Raw genomic sequence first — 25,309 nt, 5'->3', positions numbered from 1 at the left:
GCGCCGGATAGCTTTTTCCTCGAACGCTCAAGAATGGTGGACGAGCAGATAGTCAAGCGAGGTGTCGCGGATACCCTCGTGCTCGCCGCCATGCGCAACGTGCCGAGGCACGAGTTTGTGCCTGAAGCATACAGGAAGTATGCCTACGCGGACGAGCCGTTGCCGATTGGTGATGGGCAGACCATCTCCCAGCCATACATCGTGGCCTTGATGACTGAGACTCTGAATCTCGACAAGAGTTCGAAGGTGCTGGAGATCGGCACTGGCTCTGGATATCAGGCTGCCGTGCTGGCCGAGATTGCCAAGGAAGTCTATTCGATAGAGATCGTGGAGCCCCTCGCGAGAAGAGCCAGCGAGACACTGGAGCGGCTCGGTTACAAGAACGTCAAGGTCAAATGCGGAGACGGTTACGGAGGATGGCCGGACGAGGCTCCCTTCGACGCAATCATCGTGACCGCTGCTCCCGGCCACATCCCGCAGCCGTTGATAGATCAGCTCAAGGTTGGCGGAAAAATGTCCATCCCGGTGGGGGATGTTTATCAGGAGCTGGTCGTGGTGACGAAAAAAGACAAAGGAATCACGAAGAGGGACGTCATACCGGTGAGATTCGTTCCGATGACAGGCGAGGCTCAAGAGAGCCAAGAGTAGGCTTTCCTTCGCCTGGCTGGCAGAACACAATTTGGTTCCCGCGTACCTGGAAGAGGTCGATCACGATCGCCCTCTTGCTTTTTGAGCGTGCGCCTCAGCAGTGGAACGAGGAGATCGAAATTGAGCGACGAAACCGGCATCAGATTTGAAAAGCTCGATGACTACAGGTGGATGATTGCAAAGACGGGCCGCATGCGAGTGCCGGGAATAATCTATGCCGACGAGAAGATGATGGCGCGCATCAGAGCCGACAAGAGTCCGCAGCAGGTGGCAAACGTTGCTCATCTGCCCGGCATTGTCAAATACTCTCTCGCAATGCCTGACATTCACTGGGGCTACGGCTTTCCGATCGGTGGCGTCGCGGCGACCGACGTAGAGGGCGGAGTGATTTCGCCCGGAGGCGTGGGCTACGACATCAACTGCGGCTGCAGGCTGATTGCCACCGATCTGCACGTGGACGAGGTGCGGCCGAGAATCAAGGATCTGGTCGCCGCTCTGTTCAACAACGTACCGAGCGGAGTCGGTTCGACCGGGAGCGTCAAGCTCTCCAGGGCGGAAGCGAAGAAGATGCTTCAAGTCGGCGCAAGGTGGGCGGTGGAGCATGGATACGGCCTTTCGGAAGACTTAGATTCCACGGAGGAAGGCGGGTTCATGGCGGGCGCCAATCCCGAAGTTGTGAGCCAGAGAGCTTACGAGCGCGGCAAGGATCAACTCGGCACGTTGGGTTCGGGCAATCACTTTGTCGAGGTGGGATACGTCGACGAGATATACGAGCCGGATATTGCAGAGAGCATGGGACTTTTCTTGAATCAGGCCACGGTGATCATTCATTCCGGCTCGCGCGGCTTCGGCTATCAGATTTGCGACGATTTCCTCCGGGTTATGACGCGCGAGTACACCACATTGGGCATCGAGCTTCCCGACAAACAGCTTGCATGCGCGTACATAGACTCTCCGCTCGGACGAGAGTATCTCAGCGCCATGGCGTGCGCAGTGAATTATGCTTACACGAACAGAGAGGTCCTCACGCACCTGACCCGTGAGACCTTTGAACAAGTTTTCAAGGCCGGGCCGAACAAGCTTGGCATGCGTCTCGTCTACGACCTCGGACACAACGTGGCGAGAGTGGAAAGACACGTAGTGGATGGCAAGGAAAAAGAGGTCTGCGTTCACAGGAAAGGGGCAGCGAGAGCGTTTCCGCGGGGTGACGAGAGGGTGCCGCAAAAATACCGGGACATCGGGCAGCCCGTTCTCATCCCGGGAGACATGGGAACCCACTCGTACTTGCTCGTTGGCACGGAGAAGGCGCTGCACGAGACCTTCGGCAGTACGTGTCACGGTGCAGGGCGGCTCATGAGCCGCAGGCAGGCGATGCGCGATGCACGAGGACGCTCCATCGTGAAGGACCTCGAGGACAAAGGCATTGTGGTCATGTCGGCCAGTCGGGCGACGCTCGCAGAAGAAATGCCGGAGGCCTACAAGGACGTGTCCGAGGTCGTCAACGTGGTGCACAAGGCAGGGATATCGAGAAAGGTGGCGAGGACGACACCCGTCGGCGTGATAAAGGGATAGCCACGCCCGAGCAGGCGGAGCACATCGAGCCGCCGGCGCTCTAATCCCCGGCGCGTCAAGGTGCTTGCGAGGAGAGTCGTGAAGAGGGAAAGCCCCAAGAAGGGCAGAAGGTTGCCCCTGCCTCAGAAGTCAGGAAGGCCCATCGGGACCAAGAGAGGCGAGAGAGGCTACAGAAGGAGTCTTTCAAAAGCGGACGAGAGCGACGCCGCGTTGGACGATTTCGTCTACGTGAAGCCGCCCTACGAGCTCATCGACCACACCGCAGATCTCGGTATGATAGTGAGAGGTCAGAATCTCGAGAGGCTCTTCGAGAACGCCGGTCTCGCCCTCTTCGATCTTCTCACAAAAGTCACACTCGTCAGGCCGGATTCGAAATGGAGCATTTCCCTCCGGGCCGAGAATTTGGAGGCGCTCCTCGTCGAATGGTTGCGGGAGTTGCTGTACCTTTTCTACGGGAAGAAACGGCTCCTGTGCGCATTCGAGACGGACGAACTCACAAAAACGTCGCTCGAAGTCACGTGCTGGGGCGAACGCTATGACCCGGGACGGCACACGCTTATCACCGAGATAAAGGCCGTCACCTATCACGAACTGGCCATAACCAGGAAAGATTCGGGCTGGAGCGCTCAGATCATTTTTGACGTTTGACCTTGCCAAGGAGAAGGATACGAACAAGCGCACGGGCAAGCATGACGACGAGGACGTGGAGTCGTTGAGCAGGAAGGAAGCGACGGCTCGAATCGCAGAACTCCGCCGGGAGATCAATTATCACAACTATCGCTACTACGTTCTCGACAGTCCCGAAATCTCCGACGCGAAATATGATCGGACGCTGAAACGTCTGAAGGAGATCGAGGAGGGATTCCCGGAGCTTGTCACACCCGACTCGCCCACGCAGAGGGTCGGTGCCCGTCCCCTCGAGGCCTTCCGGGAGGTGAGGCACTTCGTTCCGATGCTGAGTCTCTCGAACGCCTTCAGCGAAGAAGAAATTCGTGATTTCGACACGAGGATGAGAAAACTCCTCGGCGTCGAGAGCGGCGTCGAGAAGGATGTGCGATATATTGCCGAACCCAAGCTTGACGGCTTGGCCGTGGAACTTGTCTACGAGAACGGGACTCTCTCGGTCGGTTCTACCAGGGGCGACGGAGTGACCGGGGAGGACGTGACACAGAACCTGAGGACCGTACGTTCTGTTCCCTTGAGACTTCTGCCTGACAGGAGAAGGGCGCTCCCTGCACTGCTCGAAGTGCGTGGAGAGGTCATAATAAGAATAGAGGAGTTCAAGAAACTCAACAGGGAGCGGGAGAGAGAAGGTGAACCACTGTTCGCCAATCCCAGGAACGCCGCCGCCGGTTCCCTGAGACAACTGGATCCCGGCATCACTGCGTCGCGACCGCTGGAAGTGTTCTTCTATGGGATTGGGAGGGCGCAGGGGGTGAAGTTCGATACTCAGGACGGACTTCTGAAGGCTCTTCCCAAGTTCGGTCTGAGAGTGAATCCTCACGTCGGGGTATGCGACACAATCGAAGAAGTTTTGGAATACTACAGAGACATGATGCAGAAGAGAGACACCCTGGGCTACGAAATAGACGGCGTTGTCGTGAAAGTGAACGATTTTGCGCAGCAGGACAGGCTGGGGACAATATCAAGAAGTCCGAGGTGGGCTCTGGCCGTCAAATTCCCGGCAAGACAGGAGACGACGAAGGTAACCGACATCGTAGTTCAAGTGGGAAGAACCGGGGCTCTGACGCCGGTCGCGGTCATGGAGCCGGTCAACGTCGGGGGCGTTACCGTCTCGCGGGCGACTCTTCATAACCAGGACGAGATCGACAGGAAGGACATAAGGATCGGCGACACGGTCATACTCCAGAGAGCAGGGGACGTCATACCTGAGATCGTCAGCGTGATAACTAGCAATAGAACGGGAAGGGAGCGGAGGTTCAGAATACCCGACACGTGTCCGGTCTGCGGTTCCGACACGGTGAGACTTCCAGGTGAGGCGGTCACAAGATGCACCGGCATAGCCTGCGCGGCCCAACTCAAGGAATTGGTGAGTCATTTTGCGTCCAGGAGGGCCATGGACATCCAAGGTCTGGGAGACAAGATCATAGAGCAGCTCACCGAGAAGGGCCTGGTGAAGAGCGTTGCCGACATCTATTCTCTGCGTCCGGCCGAGTTGATGACACTCGATAGGATGGGAGAGAAGCTTGCCAATAACATTCTTGCCTCCGTGGAGAAAAGCAAGAACACCACTCTCGCCAGGCTACTCTATGCGCTCGGCATAAGGCACGCCGGAGAACACATTTCTCGCATACTGGCCGATCACTTCGGGCGAATGGACAGGCTTCGCGCCGCGAGCCTCGAGGAGCTCCAGGAGATCGGGGAAATCGGTCCTCAGGTGGCGCTGAGCGTTCGGAGCTTCTTTGACCAGAAGATAAACATTGCGGTCGTAGACAGACTGTTTGCGGGCGGAGTGAGAGTTCGAGGCGAGAGGCCGCGATCGGGAGCGAGGCTTCTAGGCAAGAGCTTCGTATTTACTGGGACGCTCGAGAAGTACGAGAGGGAGGAGGCGAGCAGGATTGTGGAGTCACTCGGAGGCAAGGCTACGTCCTCCATCAGTCAGAAAATCGACTACGTTGTGGCTGGAAAGGAGCCTGGAAGCAAGCTTCGGAAGGCAAAGGAGCTTGGTATAAGGATCCTGTCAGAAAAGGAATTCGAGGAGCTGATAGGCCGGAGCTAGAGAATGTCGCGGATGCGGCGGCCCCGCGCGCGGCACAAGCCGGAATCGGAGGTTTGATGAGAGGCTTGACGAGAGGTTTGATAAGAAGAGGATTCAGTCTTCTCACGGTGGGCGGGATACGCATCTCGATCAACTACACCTGGTTCATCGTGCTGGGGTTGGTGATATGGAGCATGCACGAGAATTTCAGGGAGACCTACGGAACCTTCGGCGCCGCGACAATATGGGCTTGCAGCGTTGCCTATGCGCTGTTGCTGTTCGCGTCAGTCCTTCTTCACGAATTGAGCCATTCCTTCGTCGGCAATCGACTGGGTCTTGGTATAAAAGGAATCACTCTCTTCATTTTTGGAGGAATCGCGGAGCTCGGCAAAGAGCCCGAGGATCCGGGCACCGAGATCAAGGTGGCCGCGGCAGGGCCGGCCTGTAGCCTTGTGCTGTCGTTCTTCTTTTACGGACTATCGGTGCTTCTTTACGCTCTGCAAGGGCGCTCGTCGGCGGTGACTTTCCAGCTCTTCCACGCCCCGGCGCTGGACTCTCCTTTCGTGGCTCTTTTCAAGTATTTGGGCTACGCCAACGCGGCTCTCCTCCTCTTCAATCTTGTTCCCGGTTTTCCTCTGGATGGTGGCAGACTTCTTCGGGCAATTCTCTGGAAGAGAAGCGGCGACGTCGGCAAATCCACCAGGTTTGCGTCCAACCTTGGTAAAGGGTTTGCCGTCCTTCTCATAGTGTTGGGCCTACTTGTGATCTTCGTCATGAGCGATTTCACTGGTGCATGGTTGGTGTTGGTGGGCCTATTTCTACAGCAGGCCGCCGAAGGGAGTTATCAGCATGTTCTCGTGAGAAAGGCCCTGTCCGGCGTGAAAGTAAGGGAGACCATGAGCACGGATGTCGTGTACGTGAGTCCATCGCTCACGCTCGATGTGCTTGTTGAGTCTTTTTTCTTCCGCTTTAGATTCAGCAGTTTTCCCGTAGTGGACGGGGAAACGTTGGTAGGGGTCGTGGATCTGAGCCACGTAAAGCATATCCCGAGAGAACAATGGCATCTGACAAGGACCTCGGACGTGATGGCGCCGGTGTCGGAAGAGCTTGTGGTTCGTCCCGAGGATGAGGCCGTGGATGCCTTGGCCAAGATGATCAAGAATGGCTTGGGCAAACTGCCGGTCGTGGTCGGTGGGAGACTGGTCGGCATTCTCACAAGAGGTGACGTCATGTCATTGCTCAGAATGAGGACTGATCTGGGCGCTTGAATCAGAGAGTCACGGTTAGGTCACAAGACTGGGATCGCGTCAACAGGCCGCGATTGTGTCACGGGGCCGCGCTTGAATCAAGGAGTCTCGCTTGTTCTCAGAAACGTCTTCTAGCAAGTCCGCCGCAAACGCTGTCCATGCACTCTGGACGTTTCCCGGTGTAGTCCTTGCGTCTTTCGTGCTTGCGTGGGCCGCCGAGAGCGCACAGTTTCTTGTCTCGCAGGGACTGGCGCTTGCGATCCTGGCTTGGCTCCAGACACTCCCAGAGTTTGCGGTCGAGGCAGTGATTGCCTGGGAGAGAAACGTCCCTCTCATCACGGCCAACTTTACCGGTTCCCTCCGTCTTCTTGTCGGGCTGGGTTGGCCGCTGGTGTATTTCACTGCCGCCGTTGCCGCCGGGAGAAACCGCAGGATTCTGTCCGCCGGCAAGTCCTCCGGCGTCGCGTCGCGAGCCGGTGGTGGTGCGGCCGCCCGCTCAAGGGCAGGATATCATCGCCTGAATTCGAGCCCCAATGCCGCGGCGGAACCACGCTTTTTCGAGTCAATCGTCCTGGAGAAGGAGCACTCGATCGAAATCATGGGGCTCGTGGCTCCTCTGGCCTACTTCTGGCTCATATATTTCAAGGGCACGCTGAACATGATCGACAGCATCTTTCTTGTCTGCATGTATCTCGCATACCTAGCGGTCGTGAGAAAGGTGCCTCCGCAGGAGCCCGAGAAGATTGAAGACCTCGAGAGTATCCCACGAAAGATTCTGTCTCTCAGTTCGTTCTGGAAGCACGTCGCGATTGCGTCGCTCTTCATAGTTGGGGGGGTAGGCATACTTCTTGTCGCCAGACCGTTCCTGCACAGCATGCTCGCTCTCGCCGTAAGTCTAGGCGTGTCGCAATTTGTGTTCGTGCAATGGGTCGCGCCGTTCCTGTCGGAGTTTCCAGAGAAGTTGAGCGCGTTCTATTGGGCGAAGACGGTCAGAAAAGCTCCCATGGGTTTCATGAACATAGTCTCCTCCAACATAAACCAGTGGACGCTGCTCGTGGCCATGATCCCCATCGTCTACAGTGTGAGCTCGGGTGGGTACTCGACCATCGTCTTCGATCATCACCAGAGGACGGAAATCCTGCTCACGATGGCTCAGTCGATCCTCGGCTTCATGCTTCTTGCAAACATGGAATTCAGGGTGCACGAGGCCGTCGGTCTCTTCCTGCTTTGGTTCGTTCAATTCGTGATGCCAGGCGTCAGGGAAGAAATCACGGTCGTTTACTTCGGATGGGTGGCATTTGAGTGCCTGATGGCGTTTCTCGGAAAGCGAAAGCTGACGGCCTTCCGGGACTTCAGGGATCTCTGGAAGGAACACTCGCTGGGGAAAGGGTTGCTGAGGAGGTGAGTGTTCCTCGTGCAGCAAGCTTGCAAACAACCGGTCCACTAACTTCTAGATGCTTCCGGGTGGTGGGGCGGCTTAGTACAGGATCCTAAGCCTGGGTCTTCCCTGTGCTTCGTCGCGGGAGAAGCTCCCCGAGAGGGGCTCCGAGACCTTCACAAGAATCCCGAAGTTCTTCGAAGGTTCCTCCAACCACACATTCACAAAATCTGTAATGTCCAGATACGCGGTCTTCCCGTCACCCACGGGCAGAACACATTCTGCCGATACGTCATCGTCCCAGTCACCACCAACCTTCTTCCACGGCCCGGCCCAACTCACACTCGCCTTGTCCCAAGCTGTCGTGACCTGAAATGCCTCAAGCGAGACCGCACCTTTGGCCCCCCTACAACCGACGTCAAACTCCGCACAGGCAAAATCCACAGAGTTCCGGGACAGAGCCTCGGGCAATGCGAACTTGATCAGCAAACGCATGTCCTGAGAAGCAACCGAAGGACGAATCGCAACAACATCGGTCGCCTCAACAACAAGCTCCCGCGCCTCCACGGCCATGACAGGCAGCGCGAGAAGCAGGAAAAACAGCAGGAAAATTCTCGACCTCATGGCTCACCTCTTCCCCTCAAGGGCTACTTCAGAACCACAATCTTCTTGCTCACTCGATACTCACCTATCACTGCCTCGTACACGTATACCCCAGAAGCAACACGCCGCCCGGCCTCACTCTCACCATCCCAACTCACGACATGTACCCCTTTAGGCTTGACCCCATCGACAAGCACCCTCACAAGGTGCCCCGAAACGTCAAACACCTTCACCGCTACCCGCGCCCCGTCCTCTGGCACCCCGTACTCAATCGTCGTCACAGGATTCATCGGGTTGGGATAGTTCTGCACGACGTAAGCTGCCCTCGGAATCACCAAGACCTGCTCCGGCGCCCTCATGGCAAACTCCAACTGGGGATCCTCCGTAAGATACGGAATCCGATCCACGGGACCATAGAAGTAGCTCGGAAGAGGCATGTCCGTACCCCACCAGTTCGCCTCCGCCATCACCGTGACCGTCCTCTTGTTCAGCACACAATAACTGCTCACAGGAGGCCTCTTCGGAATACTGTTCATACCGGAGTCTGGCTCCGCACCAAGGTTCACGTAAGCGCTGTTCTTCAACGCAACCCCGAAGTACCCGTAGTCACTAATGCGATTCCTCCTCAGGGTCATCTCACAACTACCCTCGGCACCAACTCCCTGCGACACATTGCCCGTAAGGAGATTGTCGCTGATGTCCAACTGAGAGGTCCCGTACCCCTTGATCCCAATGTACATGCCCTCAAACTCATTGTGCGACAGCGACACTGAACCGGCGCCGGAACACTGTACCCCGTAACGAGTACCCTGAGAAGACCCACTAATCACGTTGTAACTAGCACTCCCGCTCGTGTTCACAAGCTCGATCCCTCTCACCCCCGTGCTCCCAAGCGATATGCTGTTACCCGTTATCGTCACAGTTGAACCGCTTGCCTTTACCCCGTCGTTCGAGAAATCAGAAATCGTGCATGAATCCACGCTGACAGCAGTCGTGCAAGCCTCGATACCGGTGTAGGCGTACTTGATCACGCAGTTGTCTAGCAGGTTGTCCGAACTAGTGGGCGTAAGCCTTATCCCACGCCAATCGCTGGCCTGAGGAGCGTCCGAAAGCGACGAAAGCTCCACCCCGCTTCGCCTCGCTACCCTGTGCCTCTATGCCACCCATGACAATGAGCTCGCATTTCCCTGTGTCCGCTCCTCCTTGAAGAGCGTCCAGAGTGTCAAATCTCACAACGGCGCCAGGAACTAAGTCGAGACGCGCTCCCTCTACCACGACAACGTCGCCAACCACGCTCACGGGTGAGCCCCAAGTCGTGTCCGTAGCCACAAAGCCACTTTTCACTGCCGCAATCGCGAAGCATGTATCGCTCACGTCCGATACGCTGCACCCATGGACGTCTCTCGCTATTGCCCTCACCTTGCACTCCCCGGAGGATAGCTCTTGAGGAATCGTCCACACGCAGGAGCCGTCATTTGCCAGGAGGCTGTCTATGGGCTGGGTGTAGGTTGCACCTCCGTCAACGGAAAGGGACAGATCCACCTTGTTGTACGCATTCCGCATCTGCGTTGGAGTGAACTGCCAGGTAATCTCCTTCTCATCGCCGTCGTTCCACCACTCAGATCCGTTCGGGGCGTTGACTGCAATTGTAGGATTAGCTGTGTGAGGCCAGTGCGCATTGAAAATGATCCAATCAAGTGTGTTTCCCTCTATCCCGTCCCAGTTGAGATCGGTGCATTCGCCTCCAGCGACCCACCTCACCCAGTCAAGCAGGTCAACGGCACCGTCTGCGTTAAGATCGGGACCCCTCAAGACAACCGTGGGTTGTTGAGCAAGCACCTGGCCCTCCGCGTAGACGCGCACGCCTACAGTCCCACATCCACCAATGTGATGAGCCACAATTTGTGTATGCCCGGTTCCGTCAGTCGCACTAGACGGTCTCAGCGTGTCGCCGCCGCAAACGTGCACGTCCCCCTCACTCTTAACAAGCACGGCGTACACCTCGGACGGAGGTTCGCCCCCGACGAATGCCCCACAAACATCCAGAAGGATCACGCCTATAACAAGTGAGTCTGCATCCCCGCCCGGACACAGCAGCAGATTGTCGTCGTTCACCCAAACCAGAGATGCCGTGGGCGATACATTCTCAAGCTTCCGTATCGACACTGCCGCGCTTTCCTCAGACGAGCCAGTCTCGTTCCAAGCCAACACACTGTAAGAATAGGTAAGCTCCGGGCCCGCCGTAGTGTCAGCGTAGTTTAGGGATGTAGTCGATCCAAGAAACTCAGGCACTGGAACGCACTCGTCAAGAGTCTCACTGACACACCGGAAAACATAGTATGAGTCTGCTCCCGCGCTCTCCCCCCACGAGAGGAAGACAGTATCGCCACAGTCCGTGGTATCCCCAACTGCGATGAGACCCGTCGGCCTGCTCGGAAGAGTCGGCTCCGGTAGACCCTCGGGTGTCCCAGAGCCGACATACACGTCATCCCAGAACCTGTACCAGTATGGGCGCGAATACTCAACTGTGTTGTCCATGCATGTGAAGTGGATCAAGTCCTCCGTGGTGATTTCCGCATTCCCGGTGAGCTGCACGTAGGGACCCCAGGGATGGTCGCTCCTGTAGATGCAATAAGTGTATTCACAATAGGCCGTCCAGGTGAGCCTGTTGCACCCCCCCAAGGGCTGGACCTCAGTACTATCGACGCAGTGACCCCGACAACCGCGACAACGGCAATTGTACTGGTTGTGCTTGTGGCCCACCAGGGTCACATCGTCCGTCATAAAGCGAACCGCATCTTCAGCCTGAGGACCGTACCAGGGCGAAAGACAACCCATCCTAGCGATGATGGTCTCCATGATATCGCACTTCTCACAGCCTACGGTGTCTGCGAAGCCGAAGAAGGTTCCCGGGCCGTTCGTAGCGACGCCCCAGGATGACATCGTAGACATCGAGTAGCAGTAGAAGCCTCCGATGATGCGCTCCGAATCCATGCGCCCGGCGATCTTGTTACTGATGCCTGCATTCCAGACCCAGATACCGTAGGCGGGAGGCGGCTTGGTCTTCCAGATCTCGATGCTGTCACGCCAACCGGCTTGAACCAACTGGGTATAGGCAGTATTCCGGGAGGTCGAGTCATTGTAGAAGGCGCCGACAAATCCCCAGGGGTTACCATGACTGGCGACGAACACGGTCCGATGCGAGGGCGCCTCCCTATAAAGAGTAGAGATGGGTTCCGGCGGATCGTTCTTGTCAAATTGGACATAGTACTTGGCGCTTGCATCCACCTTTGAAGCCCCGTACACAAGATTATCTATCATTTCGTGGTACGTACAACCACAGGAATCCCGCTCATCCCAAAACACGGGATACCAACCAAGAACACCGGTGTTGGTGCTATGGCAGCGGTCTGACCACACGGACGAAAAAACGGCCGGGATCATAAGCATAGCCAGTAGCCCCACCAGACAGAGCTTGGACGCCTTCATCACTCACCCCTCCTCTGCTCCTCTATTCTCTCCCGAGTACCGGGGCCGCTGATGTAATTCAGGTTGCCTCCCTTGAGCTCGATAGTGACGGGGCCCTTGCCCTCCAGGCTGCGCAAGAGGTGAACAAAAGACTTGAACTCCTCCAGCTTCATGGGCTTCGGACGAGGCCAATCCAGAATGGGGTGAGGATCAAGCAGGAGCAATTCCCAATCACTTTCTCCTGCCCACTGCACCGAAATCATGCGGCACACCAAGTTGCCTTGGCGAGAGCGCTCATCCTCGTGCGCAGACACTACAAAAGGGCTCGCACGCAGCGTCGCCACCGCGGTATCCGCTGCAGCCTCAGGAGTCATGCTATGACTCCGCACGTCGGATGCATACCGCCGCACCACCTCGCGCGCCAGTAACAGCGGTTGCTCCTCCCACTCACGACAAGCCTCGTTCCACACCTCCGTCTCATCACCGGAGTGACCGCGCACATACTCCAGGACAAACGGCACCTTGCCGTACTTACTCTTCAGGGTTTCCAGGGGATATACCGTCGGTGGGACAGCGGGCTGGGGCAGGTAAGCCTGACCGTTCACGTAGCAGGTGTCACCGATCAACTCCACAACTATCCTGCTCCCGGTCCCGTAGAACGTTGTAGGCTCATTCGGCCCGGCCTTCTTGTAGACCAGCGAGTTGCCTTCAGCAATCACGATCGTGGCGCTGTGCTTGCTCTCGGTCGAGCTGCAGCCAGGCACAGACCACAACACAAGAAGAACCAACGCCCAGAGGAATGAGTGTTTCATAAGAGGAATCCCCTTCCCGATATGAGGTTGAGAGTGGAGACATGGGAAACGTAGGCTGACAGATAAGCACTTCATGAGAGGAACCTTCCTCTTATTAGAAAGCATCAAGAAGTGTTAGTGGGCCAGTGTGTCTATTGGCGCGCCCAGCGCGGGCTAGCACGGGCGTACCCGGGCTCACAAATAAGGTAGATCGTGATATCTCGTCTGCCGCTGCCTAGTTCATCACATATTCTAAGTAAGCCGCATGTCCTGTCAAGTGTTCTTTCTGCTAATTTCTGCATCTGTGGGGTCAACTCCGCAGGGTCGATTGTGGACACAGGATGGCCGTGGCGTCAGACGCCGGCCAGCCGCTGGCACTCGCGAGAAACTACCTTTCCCTTTGACTTGACATCGAGGCGAAAACCATTTGACTTGACGCCCGTCCGGATGTAGACTTAAACGTTTTGGCGTATCGCGTGTTCTGCCTTGAGGTTCGCAGGCCCGGGACGTATGAAGCAGAAGAGATTCAAGAAGGGCACCGTGCAGGTTTTCACCGGCAGCGGCAAGGGCAAGACTACCGCCGCCCTCGGGTGCGGCCTGAGAGCCGCCGGACACGGATTCAAGGTTCTCATGATACAGTTCATGAAGGGCAGGCGATACGGGGAGCTCGACGCGGTCAAGCATGTTCCCGGATTCGAAATAATCCAATTCGGCAGAGACTCTTTCGTGGAGAAGGGGAATCCCTGCGCCGAGGACGTCGAGCTTGCTCGCAAGGGTTTCGACAAGGCGCGAGAGGCATTGGGGTCCGACGAGTACGACATGATCATCCTGGATGAGGTGAACGTCGCCGTGGACTACGGGCTGATACCTCTCGACCACGTGCTTAACCTCCTGGAGCAAAGGCCTCCACATGTCGAGCTCATTCTGACCGGAAGATACGCTCACGAGAAGCTCAGAGCCGCCGCTCACACAGTGAGCGAGATGCTTGAAGTTAAACATCATTACGTGGCGGGAGTGGAAGCCAGAGAGGGCATCGAATACTAGGTTTCGATCGCCCGAGGGTTTTCCTGCCGGAAGAAACGTCTCTCGTGGGATAATCGTAGTGGCAAGATCGACCGAGAGTCTTCTCAACAGCTTTCGTGACGGCGACAGAGTCGCGCTTTCTCGGATAATCACCATGGTCGAGAATGACCATCCCGACTCGGCCGCAATTCTCGACGCCCTCTATCCGATGACCGGCAGAGCCCTGCGTATCGGCATAACCGGACCCCCGGGTGCGGGGAAAAGCACTCTCGTAGAGCAACTCGCCCTTCAAATGCGGGAGTCCTCACTGAAAGTGAGTATTGTCGCCGTGGACCCGACGAGTCCCTTCTCCGGTGGTGCGCTTCTCGGGGACAGAGTTCGGATGAGTAGAGTGTTTCTGGACGAAGACGTCTTCATACGCAGCATGGCTTCTCGTGGGAGTAGCGGCGGCGTGGCGTGGAAGACGCTCGACGTCTGTGAGGTGCTGGACGCTTTCGGGGCCGACAGAATAGTCGTGGAGACCGTCGGTGTCGGGCAGAGCGAGCTCGAAGTGGCGGAAGCTGCGCACAGCACGGTCGTCGTACTGGTGCCGGAATCGGGCGACGGCATCCAGGCCATGAAGGCCGGTCTCATGGAGATAGGCGACATATTTGTCATGAACAAGTCCGACAGAGAAGGTGCAGAGCTCGCCAGAAGGGCACTCGAATCTGCGCTCGAGCTCAAACAGACTGACAACGGATGGAGGCCCCCTGTCGTCTCTACCGTCGCACTGGACGGGAAAGGCGTGGACGAACTCTTTCGCAGAATAGAAGAACGTCTGGGGATTCTCGTCTCCTCTGGCAAGATTGAAATCAGACGCAGAGAGTGTGTGCGGTCCAAGATAACGGGTGTTGTGCGCGCGCGCATACTGGAAAGAGAGTGGAAACAGAATCAGCTTTCGCAGTTGATAGACGACGAGACGACGAAGGTGCTTGCCGGCGCGTCGACTCCGTACCGGTCGGCCGAGAGTCTTCTGAGAAGTCTGAAAACGGCCGGCGACTCGTGAATCGAGGTGTTACAGGATCGGTCTGGTGGTGTCTCGGTCGAGACGTGAGGTAGGGTGTCGCCATGGATGACATGGAGACGATGAGACAAGCAAAGACGAAGTGGAAAGAGAAATACGAGAAGTCTTCTCCGCAAAGGGACGCTCTTTTCCAGAGCATATCCGGTGAGCCGGTGGAGATACTCTATTCCCCGGATGATATACCGGACATGGAGTACCTGAAGGATCTCGGTTTCCCCGGTGAGTATCCTTTTACGAGGGGAGTCAGAGACAACATGTACAGGGGAAGGCTCTGGACGATGCGGCAGTTCTCGGGGTTCGGAACTGCCATGGATTCGAACCGGAGATATCACTTCCTTCTTGACCGGGGCCAGACGGGCTTGAGCGTCGCCTTCCACATGCCCACCATAATGGGCTACGACTCCGATCACCCGAAGGCGGCGGGCGAAGTGGGACGCTGCGGAGTTGCAATCGATTCCCTCGAAGACATGGAGGTCCTGTTTGACGGGATTCCGCTGGACAGGGTCAGCACTTCCATGACGATCAATGCCCCTGCCGCCATTCTCCTTGCGTTCTACATCTGCGTGGCTGAGAAGCAGGGAGTGAGTCCCGACAGGATTTCGGGCACGATCCAGAACGACATTCTCAAAGAATACATCGCTCAGAAGAGCTGGATATTCCCGCCGGATCCCTCGATGCGAATCATTACGGACATCATGGCTTTCTGTTCCGATCACGTTCCTAAATGGAACACGATAAGCATCAGCGGGTATCACATCAGAGAAGCGGGCTCAACCGCCGCCCAGGAGTTGGCGTTCACGCTGGCTGACGGATTTGGCTACGTGGAAGCGGGTATCAAGGCAGGTCTCGACGTCGATCGCTTCGCGCCGAGGCTTTCCTTTTTCTTCAATTCTCACATAGATTTCTTCGAGGAGATCGCCAAGTACCGTGCGGCGCGCCGAATCTGGGCACGCGAGATGAAAGAGAAATACGGTGCAAAGAAGAAAGAGTCGTTGCTCTTGAGATTTCACACGCAGACCGCCGGTTGTTCCCTGACGGCTCAGCAGCCCGAGAACAACATCGTGAGAACGGCCTACGAGGCGCTCGCGGCGGTGCTGGGAGGCACCCAGTCACTCCACACTAATTCGATGGACGAAACCCTCGCGCTTCCTTCAGAAAAGGCCGTGCAGGTGGCCTTGAGAACGCAGCAAGTCATCGCCTTCGAGACCGGCGTCCCGGACACCGTCGATCCTCTCGCAGGTTCTTACTACGTCGAAGCCGCGACGAACAGACTTGAGAAAAGGGCCTACGAGTACTTCGACAAGATTGAACGTCTCGGCGGAGTCGTCAGGGCGATCGAGAAGGGCTTTTTCCAGAAAGAGATCTCCGACGCCGCCTACAGATACCAGAAAGAGATCGAAGGCAAGAAAAGGATAATCGTCGGGGTGAACGAGTACGTCGTCGAGAACGAGAAAATCGAAATCCCCCTTCTCACGATCGACCAGGAGGTGGAGCGAGTTCAAGTTGCCAGGGTGAAGGCGTTGAGGGCGAGAAGAGATTCCGAGCTTGTGAGACGCCGCCTGGAAGCCTTGAAGAGGGCCGCGCAGGGCACCGACAATCTCATGCCGCCCATTCTCGAGGCCTCGCGTGCCTACGCTACGCTCGGTGAGATGACAGACGTGCTCAAGTCGGTTTTTGGAGAATACAAGGAGATCCCGATTTTCTGATTTCGAGCGACTTCGCGTTATTCGAAGAGCTTCGCGTGGCGCGAGAGCCGGAGGAACAGTATGCAGAGAAAAGTGAGGGTGCTTGTTGCCAAGCCCGGCTTGGACGGTCACGACAGGGGAGCGAAGGTTGTCGCAAGCGCCTTGCGCGATGCAGGCATGGAAGTGATCTACACGGGCCTGCACCAAACGCCGGAGATGATTGTGGCGGCCGCCATACAGGAGGACGTGGACGTCATAGGATTGAGCATCCTTTCGGGGGCTCACATGACCCTCTTCCCGAGAGTGCTTGAGCTTCTCAGGGCGAAGGGCGTGGACGACGTACTTATCGTGGGTGGCGGCATTGTTCCGCAGGGCGACGTCGACAAGTTGCAGAAGATCGGAGTTGCGCGGATTTTTGGCCCTGGTTCTCGGACGACGGAAATCACGGGCTACCTGAAAGAGTGGTTCGAAGGCTCGTCCAGAGCAAACGTATGATGGCGAGGCCGTATAACGTCCGGTGTGCGGCCGTGTTTTCTTGAACAGCGGGAGTCGAGAGTTGAGTCGCGCCTACAGAGGAATTCAGGGTCATTACACGGGCGTCTTCGCGGCCGCGTCTCTCGTCGCGCTCGTCTTGCTCTTGTGCGCGCCCACTTTCGCGTACGCCCGCCTGTTGCTCAGCCTGGACGCTTCCTTGGGTTATCTCTTTGTGAGTGAGGCAGAGGAGACTCCCTGGTTTTTTGACACAAAGTCCCCTTCGGCTGCGCTCGGCATAGGCGGTGATTCTTGGGCGATGGGCGTCTCGGTGGATTACGCTGACAACGCCGATTCTTACCAAGGGTCGGTGCCGGGTTACAGCGACAGTCTTGAGAGCGTTGAGAAGAGGCTGTCGAACGCGGGCGTCAAACTGTTTGCGAGAATCTTTCCCGCAGGACGGGAGAACACCCTTTCTCCATACCTTGGTCTGGGCGTGGGACCTACTCTCACCTCGGTGGAATACGAGGGCAAGAGCACGAGCCGGCGGAAGTCCGAGTCGGCCGTTCGCGTTTGCTACTCGGTGTCCGTCGGGAGCAAGGTGGGATTCGGAAAGTCGCCCTTTTCCGCTTTCATAGAGGGTTCGTTTGGGGGCATCGGTGCACTCGCGTCCGCGGATGAAGAACAGAGTGTCGCCGTCCCGAAGAAAGGTTTTGATTTTGTGGGTGTCGCGGTCGGCCTTGGCGTCACATTTCGTTGAAGGAGAAGACGATGGAGCTCACGCCCGAACAGGAAATGGTCAGGAAGACAGTCAGAAAGTTCGCTCTGGAGGTTGTCGAGCCCAAGGCAAAAGAGATCGACGAGACGTGCGAGTTCCCCTGGGATACCATCAAGAAGATGGGCGAGATGGGGCTCATGGGGATTTGCTTTCCTGCGGAGTACGGTGGCGCCGGCCTTGACACCGTTTCCTACGCAATAGCCGTTGAGGAGTTATCGAGGGTTTGCGGTTCTACCGGCATCACGCTTGCCGCGCATGTCTCGCTTGGCTGCTATCCCATCTACGCTTTTGGCACCGAGGATCAGAAGAAGAAGTACCTGGTGCCCCTCGCCAGCGGCGAGAAGATAGGCGCGTTTGGGCTCACGGAGCCAAACGCAGGTTCGGATGCCGCCGGCACCGAGACTACGGCCGTGAGGGACGGGGACAGCTACGTTATCAACGGCACAAAGATCTTCATAACAAGCGCCAGCGTAGCGGAGATCTGTGTTGCCACCGCGTTGACGGAGAAGGGCAAGGGTACGAAGGGGATAAGCGCATTCATCGTGGAGAAGGGCACGCCGGGATTTTCGGCGGGCACCAAAGAAAACAAGCTTGGGTTGCGGGGTTCCGATACTTGTGAGCTTGTGTTCAGAGACTGTCGCATTCCCCGCGAGAATCTGCTGGGCAAGGAAGGCCAGGGCTTCTCGATTTTCATGAACGCGCTGGACGGCGGGAGAATAAGTATCGGTGCGCTCGCCCTCGGTATCGCCCAGGGTGCGCTCGACGCGAGCGTCAAGTACTCGAAGGAGCGCAAACAATTCGGACAACCGATCTGTGAGTTTCAGGCGATTCAGTGGATGCTCGCAGACATGGCCACCGAGATTGCCGCGTCCAGGCATCTCGTGTACTACGCGGCCAGGCAGAAAGACAAGGGGGCCAAGGTCACTTCCCAGTCCGCCATGTGTAAACTCTTTGCCGCGGAAACTGCAATGCGGGCGACGACAAAGGCCATTCAGATACACGGTGGTTACGGTTACATGAAGGATTATCCGGTTGAACGATACTTCAGAGATGCAAAACTGACCGAGATAGGGGAGGGAACGTCGGAGATTCAAAGACTTATCATCGCGAGGGAACTTCTGCGATAGAAACCTCAGACAAGGAGTGAATGGCATGGCTACAGAAGTCGTCATTGCTAGCGCAGCTCGCACCGCTATCGGCCGTTTTCTCGGAAGCCTCTCGGGTTTTTCTGCTCCAAAACTCGGAGCAGTCGCGATCAAGGAGGCCGTCAAGAGGGCCGGCATCAAGAGTTCCGATGTGGATGAAGTGCTGATGGGTAACGTGGTGCAGGCCGGCGTCGGCCAAGCGCCAGCAAGACAGGCTGCCCTGGCGGCAGGCATTCCCGACACTGTCGGCGCCGTCACGATCAACAAAGTCTGTGCGTCCAGTTTGAAGGCCGTCGTTTTCGCTGCCCAGGCAATCAAGGCCGGTGACATTGAAGTGGCCGTGGCCGGCGGCATGGAAAGCATGAGCAATTGTCCCTATCTTCTTGCCCAGGCGAGGACCGGATACAAACTGGGACACGGGCAGCTCCTTGACTCGATGGTTTCCGATGGACTCTGGGATCCCTACGGGAACTGTCACATGGGGATTCTTGCCGAAGGGACTGCGAAGAAGTTCGGCATCACTCGGGAAGACCAGGACCGCTACGCAGCGGAAAGCCACGCGAAGGCCGTGCGCGCCATGAAGGAAGGGAAGTTCGCTCAGGAAATCGTGGCCTTCGAGATTCCGCAGAAGAAGGGCGACCCCATTTTCTTTACTACGGACGAGGGGCCGAGAGCCGACTGCTCCGTCGAGTCGCTTTCCAAGCTGCGTCCGGTGTTCTCAAAGGACGGGACCATAACCGCCGGTAATGCTCCCTCGACGAACGACGGCGCCGCAGCGGTGGTCGTGATGTCGTCGGACGCCGCAACGAAGCTCGGAGTGACGCCTCTCGCAACGATCACCGGCTACACCACGGCCGGAACGCCGCCGGCCGATCTCTTTGAGTCACCCATCCTCGCCGTCAAGGCCCTGCTCCAGAAGCTGGGGAAGAAGATGGATTATTTCGACCTCATCGAGGCAAACGAAGCCTTCAGCGCGCAGGCGCTGGCAGACGGCAAGGGACTCGGTTGGGACTGGAGTCGCGTCAACGTCCGCGGTGGCTCGGTTGCCCTCGGCCATCCGATCGGCGCCAGCGGCGCCAGGATTCTCACGACTTTGCTGTATGCCATGAAGGAGAGGCAGGCCAAGGCCGGCCTAGCAACACTCTGTCTGGGAGGCGGCAACGCCGTCGCCCTCAGCGTCGAAATGAGGTGATGTCATGAAGATCGAAACTATCAGCGTCATCGGGGCGGGAACCATGGGGAACGGGATCGCCCACGTCTTTGCTCAGAACGGATTCCCCGTCACCATCGTTGATGTCAAGCAGGAGTTTATCGACAGGGCCAGAGGCACCATAGAAAAGAACCTCGGCCGCATGCTTGAAAAGCAGAAGATCACTCAGGAAGTGAAGGACGCCACGTTGAGCAGAATCAAGGGCAGCCTTGATCTCGCCGACGCCTGCAAGTCGCAGTTGATAGTGGAGGCCATAGTCGAGGATGCGGACACCAAGACGGGCCTTTTCAAGAAGCTCGACTCGATGTGTCCGGCCGAGACAATCCTTGCGAGCAACACTTCATCCATCTCAATCACGCAGATAGCCGCGGTCACCAAGAGGGCGGACAGGTTCATAGGCATGCACTTCATGAACCCCGTGCCCATGATGCAGCTCGTCGAGATAATAAGGGGCATAGCCACGAGTGACGAAACGTTCAAGACCATCTTCGAGCTCGGCACGAAGATAGGCAAGACCCCGGTTGAAGTGAACGATTTTCCGGGATTCATCTCGAACCGTGTTCTGATGCCGATGATCAACGAGGCCGTCTACGCCCTCATGGAGGGAGTCGCGACAAAGGAGGCCATAGACACGGTCATGAAGCTCGGCATGAACCATCCCATGGGGCCGCTTCAGTTGGCCGATCTCATCGGCCTGGATATTTGTCTCAACATCATGGAGGTCCTCTTCACGGGATTCTCCGATTCCAAGTACAGACCTTGTCCTCTGCTCCGTAAGATGGTCGCCGCGGGCTACCTCGGGAGAAAGGCAGGCAAGGGATTCTACGATTACAAGTAGGCGCGGGCAGCCACTTGTTCATGTGCGAACGCTTCCCGTGTGGGACTGCGTCTGTCTAGAGGGAGGAAAACATGAAGTTTGAGTTGACTGACGAACAGAAAATGATTCAGGACGCCGCCAGAGACTTCGCCCAGAAGGAAATAGGACCTGTGGCAGCGCAGTTGGACGAGGAGGAGAAGTTTCCCGCCGAGATTGTGAAGAAGCTTGGTCAGTTGGGGTTCATGGGCATGACCGTTCCGACCCAGTACGGTGGGGCGGGATACGACACACTCAGCTACGTGCTTGCGCTCGTCGAAATCGCAAAGAAATGTGCATCGACGGCCATCATAATGTCGGTCAACAACTCGCTCGTCTGCTGTCCGATTCATGAGTTTGGAACGGACGAGCACAAGAAAAAATATCTCACTCCGCTGGCGCAGGGCCAGAAGCTGGGTGCCTTCTCTCTCACGGAACCCAACGCAGGAAGCGACGCCGGCAACCAGCAGACGACGGCAATCCTTGACGGGGACAGCTACGTCATAAACGGCACGAAGATATTCGTCACGAGCGGAAACATGGCCGACTTCGTGATTCTTCTCGCCGCGACGGACAAGTCCAAGGGAGTGAAGGGAATCACCGCCTTCATAGTGGAAAAGGGATGGAACGGGTTCAAGGTGGGCTCGCTCGAGCACAAACTCGGAATAAGGGCGTCAAGCACCGCCGAACTCGTCATGACGGATTTGAGAGTCCCGAAAGAGAACGTTCTCGGGAACGTGAACGAGGGTTTCAAGGTCGCCCTGAAGGCCTTGGACGGAGGTCGGATCGGGGTGGCGGCGCAGGCACTCGGCATTGCCGAGGCGGCTTTCGAGACTGCCGTCAGATACTCGAAGCAGCGCCAGCAATTCGGGAAGGCCATCGCGGAATTCCAGGCCATCCAGTGGATGATCGCCGAGATGGCCGTAAACATTGAGGCGGCGAGGCTGCTCGTGTATAAGGCGGCCGTTGCGAAAGACACACAGAAGTACTTCTCGAAGGAGGCCGCCATGGCCAAGCTCTTTGCCTCGGAGCTGGCCACGAAATGCGCTTCCGATGCCATACAGATTCACGGCGGCTACGGCTACACGAGGGAGTATTCAGTCGAGCGGAACTACAGGGACGCCAAAATCACGCAGATCTACGAAGGCACCTCGGAAGTGCAGAAGATGGTCATTGCAGCGTCTGTTTTGAGAGAAATCGTGTAGCGTGCGTTTCGCCAGGTAAGTAGGGCTCTGCGAGGCCGGCCGGCGATTGATGGCCACAAAGACGCCCTCCGGCGCTTTTCAAGGGGTAGTCTGCGGAAGGGGAAGGAGAGTCAAGTGAACCGTTCGGTTGTGGCAGTCTTGAAGACGAAACCCGAGACAGTGGTGGACGATTTCGGGAAGCTCCTGGACCTTGCGCACTACCGGGACTTCGTCTCTACCGAGGCACAGGTGTGTCTCAAGATAAACATCTCCTGGCACCACTATTTTCCAGGCTGCTCCACGAGCCCCTGGCAACTAGAGGGAGTCATCAAGAAACTGGTCTCCGACGGCTACGACACGAAGAAACTCATACCCGTGCACAACAGCACCGTCGTGGTGGACCCTCACCCCGGACAGGTCAACAACAAGCTCGAGCCCATTCTCAGGAAATACGGTCTGGAGCCGATTTTCCTGAACGAGCCTGCCGTGCAGTGGGTCCGTTACGAGCCCAAGGAGCCGATGCTCGCACTCGACAAGGTCTTTCCGGACGGGATCTACATTCCCGAGCCGCTCATCGGGCAGAGCATCATCCACCTTCCCACGATGAAGACTCACGTTTTTACGACGATGACGGGGGCCATGAAGAACGCGTTCGGAGGACTTCTACAAGAGCGGCGACATTGGACCCACGGGGTGATTCACGAGACGCTGGTGGATCTCCTCGTCATTCAGAAGGAAATCCACAAGGGAGTCTTTGCCGTGATGGACGGAACCGTGGCCGGTGACGGCCCGGGACCGAGGGCGATGCGGCCTCACGTCAAGAACTACATCCTTGCGAGTGGAGACTCGGTGGCCATTGATGCGGTGGCGGCAAAGATGATGGGCTTTGACCCCCTCTCGCTCAAGTTCATCCGCCTGGCTCACGAGAAAGGGCTTGGCTGCGGCGACGTCAGCAAGATCGAGATAGTCGGAGAAGACGTGAGTGGCGTCAATTTCCACTTCAAGGCAAACGAGGAGACGTTCGCAAGTCGCGGCCAGAAAATGATTTACCACGGTCCTCTAAAGCCGTTTGAGAAATGCCTGCTGAGGAGTCCGATTGTGCCCTGGTCCTTCCTGGCCTCCAGGCTGTACCACGACGTCTACTGGTATCCGTGCGTTGGCAAGAAACGCGTGGCGGAGTTCATGAAGACGGAGTGGGGAAAGCTGTTCGAGAGGTACTAGGGCGCCCTCAGAATCACGCGGCCTATCAACGTCCGGAGATTCGTCTCATTTCCTCTCGCAAAGCTCAACCAGCACGCCGCACGCGGACGAAGGATGGATGAAGGCCAACAGGTTCCCGTGCGCGCCTTTTTGCGGCGCCGGCTCGACCAGCTTGACCCCTGCCTGCCTCAGAAGAGAGAGCGTTTTCTGAATGTCACGGACTTTGAACGCGATGTGATGAAACCCCTCACCCTTGGTCTCCAGGAATTTCGCCACGGTTCCTTCTTTTGTGAGGGGCTCCAACAGCTCCACCCTGGTGCCCGACACGTCAAGAAAGGCGAGCTTGAGGCCGCGTTCCTGGGACACTATCGTCTCGAGGACCCTGGCGCCGAGAATCGTGCGCATCGAAGCCGCGGCCTTGTCGATGTCCTTCACGGCGATTCCGATGTGTTCGATTCCGGTCGAGAACGGAGGCGCAGACGGGATCGCATTCCGAGCGGGCGCCTTTGCCGGCGAGGGGTTAGTCGGTTTCGTTCTCGCCGAAGCTCTGGTACGTTTTTCTCTCAAGGCCACCTCCTTGTTCTGCTGTTACTGTTTCCTCTTGTACTCGCCCCACGCCTCTCTCAATACATCACACGTCTCTCCCAGAGTGGCCTTGGCCTTCACGGCAGAGAGGATGTAGGGAAAGAGGTTTTCTTTTCCTTCCGCGGCCCTCCTGAGAGCGGTGAGAGAAGACTTCCATTCCTCACCGCGAGACGCCCTGGCAGTGCGAAGCCGCTCGTGCTGCCGCCGTTCTATCTCGGGATCGTGAGAAAAGCTCGACGGACCCGGGTCTTCATCGGTTCTGTATTTGTTTAATCCCACGATAGTTACGCGGTCTTCTTCAACCATTTTCTGATACTTGTAAGCACTTTCGTGTATCTCCTGCTGCATGTAACCTCGTTCTATCGCCGCGACGGCCCCACCCATGTTCTCTATCTTCTTGATGTATTCCTCGACCTTCTCCTCAATCCTGTCCGTGAGCCATTCGACGAAATAGGAACCTCCCAGCGGATCGACCACGTCGGCCACACCCGTCTCTTCTGCGATCAACTGCTGGGTACGCAGCGCCGTCCGAACCGAGGTCTCGGAGGGGAGATTGAGGGCCTCGTCAAAGGAATTGGTGTGGAGAGACTGTGTTCCCCCCAGGACGGCGGCGAGAGCCTGAAGTGCCACTCTGACCACGTTGTTCTCGGGTTGCTGCGCAGTGAGCGTCGAGCCCGCGGTCTGAGTGTGAAAACGGAGCCGCATCGAGGCAGGCGCTTTCGCACCAAACTTGTGTCTCATGATCTTTGCCCAGAGCCTTCTTGCTGCCCTGAACTTGGCCGTTTCCTCGAAGAAATTGCTGTGCGAATTGAAGAAGAAGGAAATCCGCGGCGCAAACTCGTCTACCCCAAGTCCGGCATCTATTGCCGCCTCCACGTACGCCACGGCGTTGGCGAAAGTGAAGGCCACTTCCTGCACGGCCGTCGAGCCCGCTTCTCTGATGTGGTAGCCGCTCACGCTTATCGGGTTCCAGGACGGAAGCCGGTCTCTGCAATAGGCGAAGATGTCGGTGGTGAGTCTCATCGACTCGCGCGGAGGGAATATGTAGGTTCCGCGGGCCACGTACTCCTTGAGAATGTCGTTCTGGATGGTTCCGGTCAGCGACTCACCCTTGATTCCGGCGCGTTCGGCGATTGCGATGTACATGGCAAGCAGGACCATGGCCGTGGCGTTTATGGTCATGGACGTGCTCACCTTGTCCAGCGGTATTCCCCGGAAGAGAGTCTCCATGTCGTCCACGGAATCTATGGCGACTCCGACTCTGCCCACCTCCCCTTGGGAAAGCTCGTGGTCGGAATCGTAGCCCATCTGCGTAGGCAAGTCGAAGGCGACACTCAGGCCCGTCTGCCCGGCATTCAAGAGATAGTGAAACCTGCGGTTTGTATCTTCTGCGGAGCCGAAACCGGCGTACTGCCGCATCGTCCAGAGTTTCCCCCTGTACATGGTGGGTTGGATTCCTCTGGTGAAGGGCGACTCGCCTGGGAAGCCGAGTTTCTCTTGATAATCGAAAGACGGCGTGTCGAGAGGAGTGTAGAGTTCTCGGAAGGGAATTCCGCTCTGCGTTTCGAAGTGAAGTATTTTCTCGCCGGGCTTGTTCGGTGGAGGTAGCGCCTGTTTCCATTTCTCAAGTTCGGCTCGGAGCTTTTCCTGTTTGTTCTCAGCCATGGAAGACTCGTGCTCTTACTG

The 25,309-nt window shown here is 57.1% G+C and carries 22 protein-coding genes; 16 read left to right on the top strand and 6 right to left on the bottom strand.

Annotation, left to right across the window (positions count from 1 at the left end; genetic code table 11):
- Positions 1 to 33 precede the first annotated feature (33 nt).
- The 6 genes from NTX17_09355 (at position 34) to NTX17_09330 (ending at position 7,591) form a co-directional block, all read left to right on the top strand.
- Positions 34 to 648, top strand: coding sequence for a protein-L-isoaspartate(D-aspartate) O-methyltransferase (locus NTX17_09355; protein MCX5801577.1), 615 nt, complete (start codon positions 34 to 36; stop codon positions 646 to 648).
- Between the two features lie 138 nt (positions 649 to 786).
- Positions 787 to 2,220 carry an RtcB family protein gene (locus NTX17_09350; protein MCX5801576.1) on the top strand — a complete coding sequence of 478 codons (1,434 nt, stop codon included), beginning with the start codon at positions 787 to 789 and terminating at the stop codon, positions 2,218 to 2,220.
- Positions 2,221 to 2,298: 78 nt separating this feature from the next.
- Complete coding sequence (locus tag NTX17_09345) at positions 2,299 to 2,868, top strand: archease (protein ID MCX5801575.1); 570 nt, start codon at positions 2,299 to 2,301, stop codon at positions 2,866 to 2,868.
- Positions 2,869 to 2,932: 64 nt separating this feature from the next.
- Positions 2,933 to 4,960, top strand: coding sequence for an NAD-dependent DNA ligase LigA (ligA, locus tag NTX17_09340; protein MCX5801574.1), 2,028 nt, complete (start codon positions 2,933 to 2,935; stop codon positions 4,958 to 4,960).
- Positions 4,961 to 5,016: 56 nt separating this feature from the next.
- Positions 5,017 to 6,207: a site-2 protease family protein gene (locus NTX17_09335; protein ID MCX5801573.1), complete on the top strand. Its 1,191-nt coding sequence runs from the start codon at positions 5,017 to 5,019 to the stop codon at positions 6,205 to 6,207.
- Between the two features lie 91 nt (positions 6,208 to 6,298).
- Entirely contained in the window at positions 6,299 to 7,591 is a 1,293-nt protein-coding gene (locus NTX17_09330) for a hypothetical protein (protein MCX5801572.1), read from the top strand.
- A gap of 72 nt (positions 7,592 to 7,663) precedes the next feature.
- On the opposite strand, the gene NTX17_09325 is transcribed toward NTX17_09330, so the two are convergent.
- From NTX17_09325 to NTX17_09310, 4 genes are read right to left on the bottom strand one after another with little or no spacing between them, the layout of a single operon-like run.
- Positions 7,664 to 8,188: a DNRLRE domain-containing protein gene (locus NTX17_09325; protein ID MCX5801571.1), complete on the bottom strand. Its 525-nt coding sequence runs from the start codon at positions 8,186 to 8,188 to the stop codon at positions 7,664 to 7,666.
- Positions 8,189 to 8,211: 23 nt separating this feature from the next.
- Entirely contained in the window at positions 8,212 to 9,294 is a 1,083-nt protein-coding gene (locus tag NTX17_09320; GenBank protein MCX5801570.1) for a right-handed parallel beta-helix repeat-containing protein, read from the bottom strand.
- A complete protein-coding gene (locus NTX17_09315) occupies positions 9,224 to 11,656 on the bottom strand; it encodes a fibronectin type III domain-containing protein (GenBank protein ID MCX5801569.1) in 2,433 nt (810 codons plus the stop codon). Before NTX17_09315 ends, NTX17_09320 begins: the two co-directional genes overlap by 71 nt.
- Complete coding sequence (locus NTX17_09310) at positions 11,656 to 12,447, bottom strand: hypothetical protein (protein MCX5801568.1); 792 nt, start codon at positions 12,445 to 12,447, stop codon at positions 11,656 to 11,658. The genes NTX17_09315 and NTX17_09310 overlap by 1 nt, the downstream gene beginning before the upstream one ends.
- Before the next feature lie 489 nt (positions 12,448 to 12,936).
- Between NTX17_09310 and NTX17_09305 the strand changes: the two genes are divergently transcribed.
- The 10 genes from NTX17_09305 to NTX17_09260 all read left to right on the top strand — a co-directional run bounded on the left by NTX17_09305 (position 12,937) and on the right by NTX17_09260 (position 23,059).
- Entirely contained in the window at positions 12,937 to 13,470 is a 534-nt protein-coding gene (locus tag NTX17_09305) for a cob(I)yrinic acid a,c-diamide adenosyltransferase (GenBank protein ID MCX5801567.1), read from the top strand.
- Between the two features lie 58 nt (positions 13,471 to 13,528).
- Entirely contained in the window at positions 13,529 to 14,494 is a 966-nt protein-coding gene (gene meaB, locus NTX17_09300; GenBank protein MCX5801566.1) for a methylmalonyl Co-A mutase-associated GTPase MeaB, read from the top strand.
- A gap of 71 nt (positions 14,495 to 14,565) precedes the next feature.
- Complete coding sequence (locus NTX17_09295) at positions 14,566 to 16,218, top strand: methylmalonyl-CoA mutase family protein (protein ID MCX5801565.1); 1,653 nt, start codon at positions 14,566 to 14,568, stop codon at positions 16,216 to 16,218.
- Between the two features lie 60 nt (positions 16,219 to 16,278).
- Positions 16,279 to 16,692, top strand: coding sequence for a cobalamin B12-binding domain-containing protein (locus NTX17_09290; protein ID MCX5801564.1), 414 nt, complete (start codon positions 16,279 to 16,281; stop codon positions 16,690 to 16,692).
- 61 nt (positions 16,693 to 16,753) lie between these two features.
- On the top strand, positions 16,754 to 17,428 hold the full coding sequence (locus NTX17_09285; GenBank protein ID MCX5801563.1) for a hypothetical protein: 675 nt from the start codon (positions 16,754 to 16,756) through the stop codon (positions 17,426 to 17,428).
- A gap of 11 nt (positions 17,429 to 17,439) precedes the next feature.
- Positions 17,440 to 18,573: an acyl-CoA dehydrogenase gene (locus tag NTX17_09280; GenBank protein ID MCX5801562.1), complete on the top strand. Its 1,134-nt coding sequence runs from the start codon at positions 17,440 to 17,442 to the stop codon at positions 18,571 to 18,573.
- A gap of 25 nt (positions 18,574 to 18,598) precedes the next feature.
- Complete coding sequence (locus NTX17_09275) at positions 18,599 to 19,783, top strand: acetyl-CoA C-acetyltransferase (GenBank protein ID MCX5801561.1); 1,185 nt, start codon at positions 18,599 to 18,601, stop codon at positions 19,781 to 19,783.
- A 4-nt stretch (positions 19,784 to 19,787) separates the two neighbouring features.
- Entirely contained in the window at positions 19,788 to 20,639 is an 852-nt protein-coding gene (locus tag NTX17_09270) for a 3-hydroxybutyryl-CoA dehydrogenase (protein MCX5801560.1), read from the top strand.
- Between the two features lie 71 nt (positions 20,640 to 20,710).
- Positions 20,711 to 21,859 (top strand): acyl-CoA dehydrogenase, encoded by a 1,149-nt coding sequence (locus NTX17_09265; protein ID MCX5801559.1) that lies wholly within the window; start codon positions 20,711 to 20,713, stop codon positions 21,857 to 21,859.
- 114 nt (positions 21,860 to 21,973) lie between these two features.
- Positions 21,974 to 23,059 carry a DUF362 domain-containing protein gene (locus tag NTX17_09260; GenBank protein MCX5801558.1) on the top strand — a complete coding sequence of 362 codons (1,086 nt, stop codon included), beginning with the start codon at positions 21,974 to 21,976 and terminating at the stop codon, positions 23,057 to 23,059.
- A 45-nt stretch (positions 23,060 to 23,104) separates the two neighbouring features.
- Here NTX17_09260 and mce read toward each other — a convergent pair whose 3' ends face one another.
- Positions 23,105 to 23,605, bottom strand: coding sequence for a methylmalonyl-CoA epimerase (gene mce / locus NTX17_09255; GenBank protein MCX5801557.1), 501 nt, complete (start codon positions 23,603 to 23,605; stop codon positions 23,105 to 23,107).
- A 21-nt stretch (positions 23,606 to 23,626) separates the two neighbouring features.
- The gene (locus NTX17_09250) at positions 23,627 to 25,288 is read right to left on the bottom strand and encodes a methylmalonyl-CoA mutase family protein (protein MCX5801556.1); all 1,662 of its coding nucleotides are present in this window, start codon (positions 25,286 to 25,288) and stop codon (positions 23,627 to 23,629) included.
- Positions 25,289 to 25,309 lie beyond the last annotated feature (21 nt).

The sequence above is a fragment of the Candidatus Eisenbacteria bacterium genome (assembly GCA_026388185.1).
Taxonomy (GTDB): Bacteria; Eisenbacteria; RBG-16-71-46; order JAFGJU01; family JAFGJU01; genus JAPLKG01.
This window is presented reverse-complemented; position numbering and strand designations above follow the sequence as displayed.

Bases quoted from the DNA above. Each gene is read 5' to 3' on its own strand.
- NTX17_09355 (MCX5801577.1), top strand. From the start codon at position 34: ATGGTGGACGAGCAGATAGTCAAGCGAGGTGTCGCGGATACCCTCGTG.
- NTX17_09335 (MCX5801573.1), top strand. From the start codon at position 5,017: ATGAGAGGCTTGACGAGAGGTTTGATAAGAAGAGGATTCAGTCTTCTC.
- NTX17_09325 (MCX5801571.1), bottom strand. From the start codon at position 8,188: ATGAGGTCGAGAATTTTCCTGCTGTTTTTCCTGCTTCTCGCGCTGCCT.
- NTX17_09315 (MCX5801569.1), bottom strand. From the start codon at position 11,656: ATGAAGGCGTCCAAGCTCTGTCTGGTGGGGCTACTGGCTATGCTTATG.
- NTX17_09310 (MCX5801568.1), bottom strand. From the start codon at position 12,447: ATGAAACACTCATTCCTCTGGGCGTTGGTTCTTCTTGTGTTGTGGTCT.
- NTX17_09305 (MCX5801567.1), top strand. From the start codon at position 12,937: ATGAAGCAGAAGAGATTCAAGAAGGGCACCGTGCAGGTTTTCACCGGC.
- NTX17_09295 (MCX5801565.1), top strand. From the start codon at position 14,566: ATGGAGACGATGAGACAAGCAAAGACGAAGTGGAAAGAGAAATACGAG.
- NTX17_09290 (MCX5801564.1), top strand. From the start codon at position 16,279: ATGCAGAGAAAAGTGAGGGTGCTTGTTGCCAAGCCCGGCTTGGACGGT.
- NTX17_09280 (MCX5801562.1), top strand. From the start codon at position 17,440: ATGGAGCTCACGCCCGAACAGGAAATGGTCAGGAAGACAGTCAGAAAG.
- NTX17_09275 (MCX5801561.1), top strand. From the start codon at position 18,599: ATGGCTACAGAAGTCGTCATTGCTAGCGCAGCTCGCACCGCTATCGGC.
- NTX17_09270 (MCX5801560.1), top strand. From the start codon at position 19,788: ATGAAGATCGAAACTATCAGCGTCATCGGGGCGGGAACCATGGGGAAC.
- NTX17_09265 (MCX5801559.1), top strand. From the start codon at position 20,711: ATGAAGTTTGAGTTGACTGACGAACAGAAAATGATTCAGGACGCCGCC.
- NTX17_09250 (MCX5801556.1), bottom strand. From the start codon at position 25,288: ATGGCTGAGAACAAACAGGAAAAGCTCCGAGCCGAACTTGAGAAATGG.